The following is a 12,659-nucleotide window of genomic DNA, read 5'->3' as shown; positions in this document are numbered from 1 at the left end:
AAGTAACTCGCCTTAGATATTCTTTTGCAATATATTATTTGGAGGAGATATTTGGGTGTGCCAATTTAGGCTCTTGAATCACATCAGGATCACTTCAATGAAAAAATTTTCTTGGATCATTAAGTTAATTATCGCAGTTAACTATTGCCAGCCAAAGTTTTTTCTCTGAACCACAAAAAACATTTTATAGCGATTATGCATCAAAATAATGTCCACTAAAACGTCTGCATAGACAAAACAAGTGTTCATTCGACGGTTTTTCAGCAAACATTATTGGATAGCTGGCGTAGTAATGCCTACCAGCTGGCGCTCGCATCAAAATATCTTCAATGGGTCGTTAGGAAATTAACAGGATGGCTTTAGGTGGGATCTAACCTTTTCTTTTGTTCTTTGTATTGCGCTCTGGCACGCCGCTTAAACTTCAATATATCGCAGTTAACTATTGCCAGCCAAAGTTTTTTCTCTGAACCTCAAAAAACATTTTATAGCGATTATGCATCAAAATAATGTCCACTAAAACGTCTGCATAGACAAAACAATCGTCTACTCGACGGTTTTTAAGCAAAAACCATTGAATAGCTGGCACAGCAATGCCTACCAGCTGGCGCTCGCATCAAAATATCTTCAGTGGGTCGTTAGGAAATTAACAGGGTGGGCTTAGGTGGGGTCTAACCCTTTCTTTTGTTCTTTATATTTATATTGCTCTCGGGCACGTCGCTTGAACTTTAATAAAACCCTGCCAGCCAAACTTTTTTCTTTGCACCCCAAAAAATGCCTTATGGCGATTATGCATCAAAATAATGTCCACCAAAATGTCTGCAAAGACAAAACCAGTGTTCATTCGACGGTTTTTCAGCAAACATTATTGGATAGCTGGCGTAGTAATGCCTACCAGCTAGCGCTCGCATCAAAATATCTTCAATGGGTCGTTAGGAAATTAACAGGGTGGGCTTAGGTGGGGTCTAACCCTTTCTTTTGTTCTTTATATTTATATTGCTCTCGGGCACGTCGCTTGAACTTTAATATGTCGGCATAGTTACCAATCGCTGAAGTAAATTGTTTCATTAGCGACAACCCGCGACCGCTCATGGTGCTGGCCCATTCGGTGGCATCGACTCGCAATTTCAGTCGATTAAAAATTGGCGGTAAATCTTGCGACATGCGGTGTTTTTTATCATGGCGGGCCATCCGTGCGCTAGTATCAACAAGTTCTAAGTAATCTGAATATTTAAAAGGTAAGCACTTTGCTTGTTGTGCTTTTGTCATTTTTGGTTCAAGCAACGATTTTAATCTGGGGTAGCTCGATTTCAGGTTTCGTTTTTCTTTAATATTGATTCTGGCTTGTAGCGAAGTGTAATCGGAATCTTCTGGGGTTGTGGCGATACCTGCTCGCAGTGAATTAAGATCGACATAAGCCATGCAGGTTAGCAGCGCTTGTTCATCCAGCAAGGCTTGTGCTTTAAAGCGACCTTCCCAAAATCGGCCGGTGCATTTATCTTCAGCGTTGGCTTTGCGGGCTAGCGGCTCGTTAATTGCTCGCATAAACCAGCTAATACTCATTAGTCGTTCTCGGTAAATATCAGCGAAACTGACTGCCATATTTTTTTCTGCAGAGGTCATTGCTTTTCTTTTACGAGAATCGAGGTAATTCTGCACCAAGCGTTCGCCCTTAAAGACTTTGCAATATTGAGTCAGCACCTGATCATCGGTCCATTCTTGAGCTTTTGAAACATCGACAAACAGCACCAGATGATAGTGATTGCTCATGATGGCATAGGCTGCTACTTCTATCGCAAAGGCTTTCACCAGTAAGGCTAGCCGATCGACAATCCACTGGCGGCGGTGATCGTAGTTTTGTCGAAGCTCGGGAACGATGGTCGGATCTTCACCGCACAACCACCCTCGCCTAACGCATCTTGAACAGGCATGGATGAACGGATTAGCTTTTGGATCGAACAGAATGGCACGTGGTGCAGGCATAATGAATTTGGATCGATTTATTAAGCAAACACTTAATAATTTGATTCCACTCCAGCTAATTTCAGTGGTTGACTGATATTAGCTGGCGCTTTGCAATTGGGGAAATTGAATATTTTTAACTGGTCATAGAAAAAGCTTTGGCTGGCAAATACCTATTGTGGATCAAGCAAACACCTTGATCCATCGGAAATTCAGGTATTAAATAAGATGTTTAGCTCAACAAACTCCGCACATATTCTAAATCTTCTGGGCTATCAATTCCGGGAGGAATCTCGGCACAAGCAGTTTCAACATGAATGCTCTTGCCGTGATAAATCGCCCGCAATTGCTCGAGAGATTCCAGCATCTCCAGCTGACATGCACCCCATTGAATAAACTGGCGTACAAAACCGGCGCGATAACCATAAATACCAATATGCCGCGCTGCCAGCGAATCTTGTGCCATCGACTTTTCAGTCGATGAAAAACCATCGCGATTCCATGGAATCGATGCGCGGCTAAAATAAATCGCTTTACCCGATTTATCAGCTATCACTTTGACAGCATTGGCATTAAACATCGATTCAATATCTGTAATAGGCTCACATAATGTCGACATCGAATAATCTGGACGCTGTTTTAAATTCCCAGCAACCTGATTAATGACCTGCGGCGGAATTAAAGGCTCATCACCTTGAACATTAACCACTACCGCATCATCAGCCAGCCCCAGTTTGCCAATCGCTTCTGCTAAACGATCAGTGCCAGACGGATGACCAGCTGCGGTCATCACAACATCTGCACCGAGCGATTTAACCAGATCGAAAATACGTTGATCATCGGTGGCAACGGTAACGGTTGCTGCAGCTGATAATTTCGCTTGGCGCCAGACTCTTTCGATCATGGTCTGGCCGCAAATATCGGCTAATGGCTTACCTGGCAATCGAGAAGAAGCATATCTTGCAGGAATGATGACGTGAAAACTCACTGCACTTCTTCCCCAGTTAGCTGACGTGCTTGTTCTTCTAGCATCACCGGAATATCTTCATTAATTGGATAGGCTAAGCGATCAGCCTTGCACCATAATTCATTTTGCTGCTCTTTAAAGATCAGCTTGCCTTTACAAAGTGGACATACCAAAACATCCAATACTCGCTTATCCATGTGTAACCTCGGCTAATTTTGTTTTCAAATGGCTGGAGAACTCATTTGATAATTTGGCAGTCACCGGCAAATACCAGCTGTTCGGCCGTTCCAGATGGCGACATTTTACGGCATCTTTCTCGGTCATCAGTAGTGGTAAAGCATCATTCGGTGATAAATCTTCTAATTGATAATGGTGATGGTCTGGCAAAGCTTTTAATTCTGGAGAAAAGCCTAACTGTGTCAGCGTATTATGAAAACGCTGCGGATTGCCGATGCCAGCAACCGCTAAAACTTTTCCTAATTGCGGCGCCAGCGCCGTTTCATCTGAATGTAACGGCTGGAGTTTGCCAGGCTGCAGCTGCATTTCAAACTCACCCGAACGGCCAGCGCTACCATTGCAAACCACAAAATCAACGCTGTCCAAACGACTTACTGGCTCTCGAAGCGGCCCCGCAGGTAGCATTTTTTGGTTACCGAAACGGCGTTGGCCATCAATAACCGCAATTTCAATATCTCTAGCTAATCGATAATGCTGCAAGCCGTCATCACAAATCAGTAAATCACAGCCCTGGGCAACCAGCAGTTTGGCAACCGCGACACGATCACGGCCTACCGCTACTTTTGTTTGGCCACGTAAAAACATCATTAAAGGTTCATCACCGACATCCGCAGCAGTTGATTGCTCATCAACCAACCGCAGCTGATCTGAACTACTACCATAACCTCGACTAACCACACCCGGGTTAAAGCCATTGTCTTTAGCCCAATCAATCAACCATAGGGTAAGGGGTGTTTTACCCGCGCCACCCGCCGTCAAATTTCCAACAACAATAGTAGGAACGCCCGCAGCAAAGGAAGTTTTTTTACCGAGTAGATATTGGTGTCGCTTGCGGCAAACAATAAAATCAAACAAATGGCTGAGCGGTTTAAGCAACCATCCCAGCCATTTGTTTTGATCTTGATACCACAAAGAGAGAAAGACAGGTTCTAGCCAGCGGCGTAGAACATCACCTGCCGATTTACTCATCCGGTTTTCTCGTTGCAATTCTTAATTTAGTGAAGCCTTGCTGGCCTAATACATCCATTGCGGTCACTACCGACTGATGCGGTGCTTGGCCATCGGCGCTAATAATTACCGGCAAGGTTAAATCACCACCAGATTGTTGCTCGATAGCCCTTTGTAGGGTTTGCTGCTTATTATTCACCAGCTTTTGTGAGTTCACAAAATAGTAACCTTGTGCATCCACACTAACTTCAAGCACTTTCGGTGCATCAATCACTTCGCTTGGTTGGCCATTAGCTTGTGGCAAACTCAAGGTAATTTGGGTTTCTCTGGTAAAAGAAGTTGAAACCATAAAAAAGATCAGCAGTAAAAAAACTACATCAATTAACGGCATCATATCGGGAGTCAGTTCATCCCTTCTAGTTTTGGCCCGCCAGCTCATGCGACGCTCTCCGCGCTACCCCCGGCATGATCCATTGGCTCATCCTTTCGGCGGTCACCATGTATCACATCGACCAGTTTTACCGCTTCTTGCTCCATGGTAATTGCCAGCTCATCGATTCGACGCTGGTAATAACGGTGAGCAATCAAAGCAGGAATCGCCACACTCATACCAGCAGCCGTAGTAATCAAAGCCTGGGAGATACCATCGGCTAGAACAGCTGGGTTACCGACACCAACAGTGGTGATTGCAGTAAATACCTTGATCATACCGATCACGGTACCTAGCAAACCCAGCAACGGTGACACTGAGGCAATAATTCCTAATGTGTTTAGAAAACGCTCAAGTTGAATGACCGCATGGCGGCCAGCTTCATCGATCGCATCTTTCATTACTTCGCGGCTGGTATTCAAATTAGAGATACCTGCAGCAAGCACTCGACCCATCGGAGAACCGTGGCGTAAATCGGCCAGTTTCTCTTCGTTCATTTCTTTGTTTTGCACATTTAACCAGACTTTAGCTACCAGATTATCAGGAATAACCTGGCCATCACGCAAAGCGAAAAAACGCTCAACAATAATGGTCAGTGCAACAACGGAACAAATAACAATTGGCAGCATTAAGAGGCCGCCAGCCTTAATAATCTCAAACACCAGAACAGTCCTTTTGCTTCGGTTCTTCTCTTGGCGACAACTCTACCACAGCAGATAGATAAGTCAGCCCCGCAGTTTAACCTGAGCTCAATCTTCGACAACTTGCGCGTCTTGGTAGCCTCCAATACTGATTTTCAAGCCGGGAAGTTGCGATCTGTTTGACCGAGCCTCCCGCATCAACCACCAGCTGAATCATCCCATCACATGCAGTACTGAATAATTGGGCGTCATTTAAATGATAGCGTTGTAATACATTTCGATCGGGCAATTCATTAGTAATCTTAAAACCTGTGCTAATTAGCACAATTTGAGGGTTGATCTGTTTCACAAACCGCTCAGAACTGGCATTCTTAGCCCCTTGCTTACCGGGTAACAGAATCAATTGCTGGTCATTGGTAGTCAGCTGAAAATTATCCAATAACCGCTTTTCTTCAACCCTATCTAAATCCCCCATCACTAATATGCGGCTTTTTCCGTAATTAATCGCTATCGCACAACTCTGTTTGTCTTCGCTGCCCGTCGTTTTTGCTAACACAACAGACACTCGAATATCTCCTAGCTGATAACTATCACCTGTCTTACACGGCAAAGCATTCAATGACCATTTTTGATTAATCTGCTTGGCGTTACCAGCCAAGGTTAATTTGGCAGGCATTGCTGTAGCAAGAACCCCGGCTCCTCCGACATGGCGCATATCGAGATGACTCAAAACTAATAAGTCGATTTGCGAATACCCCCTAGCCTGCAAGTAAGGCAGCAACACCCGCTCTGCTGAGCTGAAATTCCCCAATGCTGGCCCAGTATCAAGTAAGATTAAATGCTTATCATCTCGAACAATTAATGCCTGACCGTGACCAACATCCATCAATTCAACAATTAACTGCTGCGGCTTTATAACTTGCTGGTTGAATGCCAGCAATAAACCACTAATTAGAAGTGCACCTCGCCACTGCCACGCTAGAGGAATTAAAGCGATAAATACCAAGATTAAACCGATTAACTTTAATAAAAAGCTTCCCGAAGCAAACAACAAACCTTTGCCTTGCAACAACTCCAACCACCACCAGAAAAAATCTGCCAAATGATTCAACAGCCAAGTTAAAGGTGTGATTTCAAATAGTAATCCGCAAACCAACGACAGCGGCAAAATTAGCAAGCTCACTAAGGGTACTAAAAGCAGATTGGCTAAAATTGCCATTACCGGTCCAACACCAATCACTAAAAGCTGCATGGGCAGTAAAGCAACCCCTAGCATTAATTGAAATCTGACAAACCCTCTCCAACCAGATAAATGCCGCCCACCGCCGCTAATAATCCAATAAATTATTCCCACGGCAGAAAATGACAGCCAGAAACCAGCCAAACCCGCTGCTAACGGATTCACCAACAACAAAATTGCTGCGGCAGCAAATAGCCGATCAAACCCAGCAATTCGCTTACCAAAAACGATACAAAGCGTTAGTAAAAACAGCATTAACAAAGAACGGAAAACCGACAAACCCAGCCCGCTGGCTAGACCATAACCAACTGCGGCCAACATGCCGCCCCACAGGCATATTCTCCAACCACCGGGTGACTTGCGTAGCAGGCCCATCGCCATTAATAGCAGCACCAACATCAATCCATAAAAAATACCGCTGTGCAGGCCGGACACCACCATTAAATGAACCGTTCCGGTTTCGCGCAATAGCTTCCATTGATATTCTGTTAAATCACTACTGCTACCTAACGACATGGCTGCCACCAAAGGCCGGGCATTAGCAGACAAATCAGACAAAGAAAGCCGCTCTAGCCTTTTAAACCGCCATCGATCGATCGTCGCTCGGCACCATAAACAACTTTCAATACGCTGATTGGCCCAAGCAGCAGTAATGTATCCAGTTGCTGCGATTTTTTGGTGAAATAACCAATGTTCATAATCAAAAAGCCCCGGGTTAACCTGCCCCACCACTGGTTTCATTTTAATTCTGATATTCCAATAACTTCCGGGTAATGGCAGCGGTTTATATCGCGGCCAATAAGCACGAATTTTTGCTTGGTGTAACTTGGGCTGATCTGGAAGGTAGACTTTAAGTCGAACTCTTGTGTATCTTTCTCGGCGCTCAGGTAATCCATCGATTAAAACCGTTAGCCGTTGTTCACCCGCTAACTGGCTATAGAGAAATTGCTGTTGTTGTGTTTCAACTATGGTATGACTGGCAACTAACCAGCCAAAAATCACCACAATTGGCCAGACACGCCGCAAAGCTATTGATGTAAAAATCAATATGAAAACTGTCACAGAGATTATTTGCAGCGGCCCAAACCACTGCGCAATTAGCAATCCGATCAAGCATGCCAATGGCATCCGGATCATCATGCATCAACCCTGGAAGTAAGATGCCTAAAAAGCGTTTTAAGAAAATTTTGCCAGACGCTAGCTCGATTCGTGGCAACAAGTATCTGCAGTTTCTTAACAAACATTTGGACAATGATAATATTTGGCATCTCAATCGCCGTTCATTGGCTGGTGGGTGTGCGCTAGGACTATTTGTAGCCTTTGTTCCGGTTCCTTTCCAGATGGTGATGGCCGCAATGCTTGCGCTGGTGTTTGGAGTAAACCTTCCAATGTCAGTGCTCATGGTCTGGGTCAGCAACCCGATCACCATGCCGCCGATGTTTTATGGCGCATACAAAGTAGGTGCTTGGACGCTCGGAAAATCTGAAATACCGTTTCAGTTTGAACTCAGTTTTGAATGGTTATCACACGGATTGCAGCATATTTGGCAACCCTTCTTACTCGGTTGCTTAATGCTGGGAATTATTAATCTCGCTATTCGAGTGACTTGGCGAATATTAGTAGTGAAAAATATGCAGAAAAGAATTTTGGCTCGCAAAACAACTCGCCGTTAAATAATGCTCTAAGCTAATTGACAACCAAATCATTAGCTGGAAGTAAAATGCGTTTAGCAACTTTTGTCTCGGCAACAATTAAATTTAGCCGAACCGTCGTTAAACTACCTGGCCGAACCTTACATACCATTACTACTCGCGTATCTACCGTCACTCGCGATCTTTCTCTCTCACCACCAGCGACTTCGACACGGCCTTTTTCTACCACTAGCTATCTGAAAAAACATCTGCAAATCAGTGAATCTTCAACTGTTCAACTTTGTTCTCCTCAGGAAATTTCAGGAGAAGCACAAGCAGCTAGAATTAACAAAACGTTACTTGAACCAAATGAAGCAGTAAGTTCTGAAAGCCACCCTTTCAATACCAAACCCTTCAATAATGAATATGAAGTTTGCTACAACTTCGGAATGCTTGAGCCAGCAATATTTCATCGTAAGCAATTTAGCATGGAAGCATTCAGATACTATTTTTTAAGTACGGGGGCACTAGAAAACTATTATTTAAAACATGACAGGCTTGCACCGCCACGGCCACTCTCACCCTTCGATCGTAATTGGAAAAGTATGTTTTTTCAAAGAGGTGACCACTTAAATGACATTGCATTAGGATTAAATTTTCCGAGCGGCATTTTCTCTGCCATAGGGAGCGACGCAAATGCAACTTTGAAAGAATTTTCCAAAACTCACGATACAAAAATCTATTCTGAGTTTCACAAGGATTTAGGATATTTCTTAGGCTATCCCGGGTTCGTTAATCCTAACGGCGTAGTCTATAAGACAGCAGATCTTCAACCTAGCTTTGTGATTTCAGCCATGATGAAAGCTGTTTTAGATCATCGGAAAATAAAGTTTTCACTGGAAGGCATAAACCCTGAACATTTAGATCAAAAGCCAAGCTACCATCCAGAATTTCACGGCAGTCAACCAATAAATATTATGACTCATCTACAACAGAATTACGCAGACATCCCAAGGGTGACATTTACACTATTTGAGCTCGCCAATGTATTGAGTTTTATACCTTTCTACATGCACTGTGAGTTTTACCAAAATGCAACTGACCAGCAACCTTTATCTATGCAACAGCTTATGAACGCAGGGCTTCATTTACGCCACCCTCATTTATATCAGCTACCCGCAATGATGCTCAGACAGACACTTGGGCACCACGATTCACATCGATTGATTCACGACTACAAATCACAATACGTTAAAGCGCTGGAATGCTTAAAAAACAACAATTCTTTTGATTTATTCAGTTTTGTTCCAGATACAGAACATCATTTGTCTGCCGCGGATAAAAAATTCATTCCTCTACCGCTTAGTTTTACATCAACCAAGCTGGCAAGTAATTAATATTGATTGCCAACCTGGTTAATGAAATTTATAGCGCCAACAACTTTCCATCTTTAATCGTCAAACATCGATCCATGCGCCCAGCTAATTCCAAGTCATGGGTTACCACAATAAAGCTAGTGCCTAGACCCTGCTGTAATTCCAGCATTAGGTTATACACTTCATCTGCAGTTTGCCGATCAAGGTTTCCAGTCGGCTCATCGGCCAACAAGCAACCTGGGTCATTAGCGAGCGCTCGAACAATCGCGGTTCTTTGACGCTCACCACCCGACATTTCTGCCGGCTTGTGCTCCAATCGTTCACCCAATCCAACTCGTTCAAGTAATACCTTGGCTTTTTGCTGGGCTTCTTCTGGTGTCGCACCGCCAATCAGTATCGGCATAGCGACATTTTCTAGCGCAGTAAATTCTGGCAGCAGATGATGAAACTGATAAACAAAACCCAAGTTACGGTTACGCAATTTGCCTAATGCCGTCTCGCTCAAGCTAGACAGATCAATTCCATCAACCAGTACTTTTCCTGATGTTGGGTGATCCAGTCCACAAAGCATGTTCAATAAGGTGGTTTTGCCGGAGCCCGAACTGCCGACAATCGCCACGCTTTCACCACGATAAATTTTAAAATTAATATCGCTGATCACTTCAATTTCACGCCCAGCATCTTTGTAACAGCGGGCAATCCCTTGACATTCAATCACTGGCGTTGCTTGATTATCAGCCGCTGTCTCGCTGGCTGAATTATTAATATCGCTATTCATTTGACTACTCATAACGGAGCGCCTCCGCTGGCTTCACTCGAGATGCTCTCCAGGCTGGATACAAGGTAGCAATAAAACTCATCACCAATGATGCACAGCCAATCGTGATCACATCCATCCAACGTAATTCTGAAGGCAAGAAGCTAATGTAATAAACATCAGATGCCAAGATCTGACTGCCACTGACTTGCTCAATCCACGCCACCAAATCGGTAACATTCAACGCCAGCGCAACACCACCAATCGTGCCGAGTAAGGTACCGAAAATACCAATCCAGACGCCCTGCACTATAAATATCTGCATGATTTCAGCGGGCGACGTGCCCAGTGTTCGTAAAATCGCTATATCCGCTTGCTTGTCGGTCACTAGCATCACCAGTGTCGAGACAATATTGAATGAAGCCACTGCAACAATTAACAGCAGAATCAAAAACATTACCTTTTTTTCCATTTGCACCGCGGCAAAAAAATTGCCATGTTCACGGGTCCAATCACTGATGCCGTGCGGGCCGTCTAGTTCTCTGGCGACTTCACGAGCGATTTCACGCGACTGGTAAATATCTTTAAGGCGTAATCGAACCCCCGAAACCGAATCTTTTAAACGAAACAGTTTTTGCGCATCGGATAGGTTAATTAATGCTAGGCTGCTATCGAACTGGTAACCCACTTCAAAAATGCCCGAAAGCGTAAAACGCCGGAAGCGTGGCATAGCACCAGCAAGAGTAACGTTGGCCGTAGGGATAATCATCGTCACCTTGTCACCCAACTGCAGCCCTAAAGACGCAGCCAGCTGAGAACCCATCACCACCTTAAAATCACCCGGCAGCAAACCTTGTAAATCACCCTCCACCATATTGCTGGCAAGATCAGATACCTCTGATTCAACTTCAGGCAAAATTCCTTGAATTAATGCGCCCTGCACCCGGCCGGAAAATGTGAACATTCCTTGACCATTGATAAAAGGTGCAGCACCCGTGACCTGCGGATTGGTTTTGGCAGTATCGGCTGCGGTTTGCCAGTCTTTCATCGGCCCAGGATATTCGGTAATGGTCGCATGGGGCGCCATTCCGAGAATCCGACTTTGTAGCTCTTTTTGAAAGCCGTTCATAACAGACAACACAGTGATCAACGCCAGAATACCCAGCGCCATACCGGCTATCGAGATCATAGATATGAAAGAGATGAAATGAGTTCGGCGTTTGGCCCGGGTATAACGTAACCCGATATAAAGTGATAGCGGTCTAAACATGCGCTGACATCAATCGAATAGTGGCCGCTATTAGACCATATACCCAAGCCATTTCAAGCTGTCTATTGCCCATTTTGAATTGGTTTGGTTATATGCACTGTTATTGAATCCAGTGATAGATTAATCTGTGAGTTAGACATAGCCACGATTACGGCCAAACAGCGGCTATGCCAAGCAGTAGTGCTTTATTAGCAAAACTTTCATCAAAACAATGCCCAATAATCAGCCAGCCAACCAGCGAAAGAGTCAAAATGCAGGAACGGCGCGAATTTTACCGAATCAGAGATCAGATCTATCTCGATTGCCAGTCGATCAGTGCCGAGCAGCAGTCCAGCACTGAAGCCAAGACACTCGACCATTTACTTGATGGTTTATCTGATCTGGATAATGAACTTCTACCGCTACTTCGGCGAATGGAACAACGTGACCCGGAGCTCGGCAACTGCCTGCGTACATTAAATTGTAAAATGATGCTGCTGGCACACCACTCGCTGTTAAAAAGCGAGCAACCGCTAGAAGATTTATCACAAATTTCAGTCAACCTGAGTGCCGGTGGTTTAGCATTTATTTCAGACAAACCTTTCACTAACAGAAGCTTCGTGCGGTTAAAAATGTTCCTGCCCGCCTCTGCCATTTTGATTGATTGCAGAGCCAAGGTTGTCGATTGCAGCAAAATGGATATTGAACGCCAATGGCGCGTTTCATTACGCTATGAAAAAATGGAAGAACGTGACCGCGAACAACTAGCACGTCACGTGGCTTTAAAGCAGTCGTCACGTTTTCGCAAAAAAACTCTGTCTCGACCCAGTTCGAGCAGCATAAAAAAAACAACTCGCACTTTTGCAAGGAACTTGTGATGAAATTTCAACTGAAATCCCTTTGCCTACCATTAATCAGCTTGATGTTAACCGCGGGTGTTTTGCCATCCGTTCAGGCTGAAGTCATCACCATCGCCATCAACAAACAAAGCGTCGACAAAGAAATGGAGATGCCAAAACGTGGCGTCGAGATGGAAAATGTTCGCAAAATATTTGGTGAACCTGTCGGTATTTCCGCAACCGTTGGTCAACCGCCCATCACACGTTGGGAATACTCCGAGTTTGTGGTGCATTTTGAATCAGACAGAGTAATCCATAGCGTTGTAAAATTTGTATCAAAACAAGATCAGGCAGCTACTCAAGAGTAGTGCAACTAAAAGTTTGA

At 44.4% G+C, this 12,659-nt stretch carries 13 protein-coding genes; 4 read left to right on the top strand and 9 right to left on the bottom strand.

Annotation, left to right across the window (positions count from 1 at the left end; translation table 11 throughout):
• Positions 1–951: 951 nt before the first annotated feature.
• From DC094_RS11605 to DC094_RS11575, 7 genes are all read right to left on the bottom strand, one after another.
• A complete protein-coding gene (locus DC094_RS11605) occupies positions 952–1,980 on the bottom strand; it encodes a transposase (protein WP_133245529.1) in 1,029 nt (342 codons plus the stop codon).
• A gap of 211 nt (positions 1,981–2,191) precedes the next feature.
• Complete coding sequence (gene kdsB, locus DC094_RS11600) at positions 2,192–2,947, bottom strand: 3-deoxy-manno-octulosonate cytidylyltransferase (protein ID WP_116687281.1); 756 nt, start codon at positions 2,945–2,947, stop codon at positions 2,192–2,194.
• Positions 2,944–3,123: a Trm112 family protein gene (locus DC094_RS11595; protein ID WP_116687280.1), complete on the bottom strand. Its 180-nt coding sequence runs from the start codon at positions 3,121–3,123 to the stop codon at positions 2,944–2,946. The genes kdsB and DC094_RS11595 overlap by 4 nt, the downstream gene beginning before the upstream one ends.
• On the bottom strand, positions 3,116–4,132 hold the full coding sequence (gene lpxK, locus DC094_RS11590) for a tetraacyldisaccharide 4'-kinase (RefSeq protein ID WP_116687279.1): 1,017 nt from the start codon (positions 4,130–4,132) through the stop codon (positions 3,116–3,118). The genes DC094_RS11595 and lpxK overlap by 8 nt, the downstream gene beginning before the upstream one ends.
• Positions 4,125–4,550 (bottom strand): ExbD/TolR family protein, encoded by a 426-nt coding sequence (locus DC094_RS11585; RefSeq protein WP_116687278.1) that lies wholly within the window; start codon positions 4,548–4,550, stop codon positions 4,125–4,127. Before DC094_RS11585 ends, lpxK begins: the two co-directional genes overlap by 8 nt.
• Complete coding sequence (locus tag DC094_RS11580; RefSeq protein ID WP_116687277.1) at positions 4,547–5,203, bottom strand: MotA/TolQ/ExbB proton channel family protein; 657 nt, start codon at positions 5,201–5,203, stop codon at positions 4,547–4,549. Before DC094_RS11580 ends, DC094_RS11585 begins: the two co-directional genes overlap by 4 nt.
• A 76-nt stretch (positions 5,204–5,279) precedes the next feature.
• On the bottom strand, positions 5,280–7,550 hold the full coding sequence (locus DC094_RS11575; RefSeq protein WP_255420897.1) for a DNA internalization-related competence protein ComEC/Rec2: 2,271 nt from the start codon (positions 7,548–7,550) through the stop codon (positions 5,280–5,282).
• 32 nt (positions 7,551–7,582) lie between these two features.
• Here DC094_RS11575 and DC094_RS11570 point away from each other — a divergent pair, with 32 nt between their 5' ends.
• Both DC094_RS11570 and DC094_RS11565 read left to right on the top strand, forming a co-directional pair.
• Positions 7,583–8,095, top strand: a complete 513-nt coding sequence (locus DC094_RS11570) for a DUF2062 domain-containing protein (RefSeq protein ID WP_116687275.1) — start codon at positions 7,583–7,585, stop codon at positions 8,093–8,095.
• Positions 8,096–8,142: 47 nt separating this feature from the next.
• On the top strand, positions 8,143–9,450 hold the full coding sequence (locus tag DC094_RS11565) for a hypothetical protein (RefSeq protein ID WP_116687274.1): 1,308 nt from the start codon (positions 8,143–8,145) through the stop codon (positions 9,448–9,450).
• A 28-nt stretch (positions 9,451–9,478) separates the two neighbouring features.
• Here the strand turns inward: DC094_RS11565 and lolD are convergent, their stop codons facing one another.
• A complete protein-coding gene (gene lolD / locus DC094_RS11560; RefSeq protein WP_241504037.1) occupies positions 9,479–10,219 on the bottom strand; it encodes a lipoprotein-releasing ABC transporter ATP-binding protein LolD in 741 nt (246 codons plus the stop codon).
• Entirely contained in the window at positions 10,212–11,456 is a 1,245-nt protein-coding gene (locus DC094_RS11555) for a lipoprotein-releasing ABC transporter permease subunit (RefSeq protein ID WP_116687273.1), read from the bottom strand. The genes lolD and DC094_RS11555 overlap by 8 nt, the downstream gene beginning before the upstream one ends.
• 167 nt (positions 11,457–11,623) lie before the next feature.
• Here DC094_RS11555 and DC094_RS11550 point away from each other — a divergent pair, with 167 nt between their 5' ends.
• Positions 11,624–12,313: a PilZ domain-containing protein gene (locus DC094_RS11550; RefSeq protein ID WP_116687272.1), complete on the top strand. Its 690-nt coding sequence runs from the start codon at positions 11,624–11,626 to the stop codon at positions 12,311–12,313.
• Complete coding sequence (locus tag DC094_RS11545) at positions 12,313–12,642, top strand: hypothetical protein (protein WP_116687271.1); 330 nt, start codon at positions 12,313–12,315, stop codon at positions 12,640–12,642. Before DC094_RS11550 ends, DC094_RS11545 begins: the two co-directional genes overlap by 1 nt.
• Positions 12,643–12,659: the final 17 nt, after the last annotated feature.

This window comes from Pelagibaculum spongiae, from assembly GCF_003097315.1.
In the GTDB taxonomy this organism is placed as follows: domain Bacteria; phylum Pseudomonadota; class Gammaproteobacteria; order Enterobacterales; family Pelagibaculaceae; genus Pelagibaculum; species Pelagibaculum spongiae.
Note: the sequence above shows the minus strand (reverse complement) of the source record. Positions and strands in the feature narration are given on the sequence as shown.

Excerpts from the sequence above, each read along its gene's own strand:
- DC094_RS11605 (WP_133245529.1), bottom strand. The coding sequence starts at position 1,980 with ATGCCTGCACCACGTGCCATTCTGTTCGATCCAAAAGCTAATCCGTTC.
- DC094_RS11595 (WP_116687280.1), bottom strand. The coding sequence starts at position 3,123 with ATGGATAAGCGAGTATTGGATGTTTTGGTATGTCCACTTTGTAAAGGC.
- lpxK (WP_116687279.1), bottom strand. The coding sequence starts at position 4,132 with ATGAGTAAATCGGCAGGTGATGTTCTACGCCGCTGGCTAGAACCTGTC.
- DC094_RS11585 (WP_116687278.1), bottom strand. The coding sequence starts at position 4,550 with ATGAGCTGGCGGGCCAAAACTAGAAGGGATGAACTGACTCCCGATATG.
- DC094_RS11575 (WP_255420897.1), bottom strand. The coding sequence starts at position 7,550 with ATGCCATTGGCATGCTTGATCGGATTGCTAATTGCGCAGTGGTTTGGG.
- DC094_RS11570 (WP_116687275.1), top strand. The coding sequence starts at position 7,583 with ATGCCTAAAAAGCGTTTTAAGAAAATTTTGCCAGACGCTAGCTCGATT.
- DC094_RS11565 (WP_116687274.1), top strand. The coding sequence starts at position 8,143 with ATGCGTTTAGCAACTTTTGTCTCGGCAACAATTAAATTTAGCCGAACC.
- lolD (WP_241504037.1), bottom strand. The coding sequence starts at position 10,219 with ATGAGTAGTCAAATGAATAGCGATATTAATAATTCAGCCAGCGAGACA.
- DC094_RS11555 (WP_116687273.1), bottom strand. The coding sequence starts at position 11,456 with ATGTTTAGACCGCTATCACTTTATATCGGGTTACGTTATACCCGGGCC.
- DC094_RS11550 (WP_116687272.1), top strand. The coding sequence starts at position 11,624 with ATGCCAAGCAGTAGTGCTTTATTAGCAAAACTTTCATCAAAACAATGC.
- DC094_RS11545 (WP_116687271.1), top strand. The coding sequence starts at position 12,313 with ATGAAATTTCAACTGAAATCCCTTTGCCTACCATTAATCAGCTTGATG.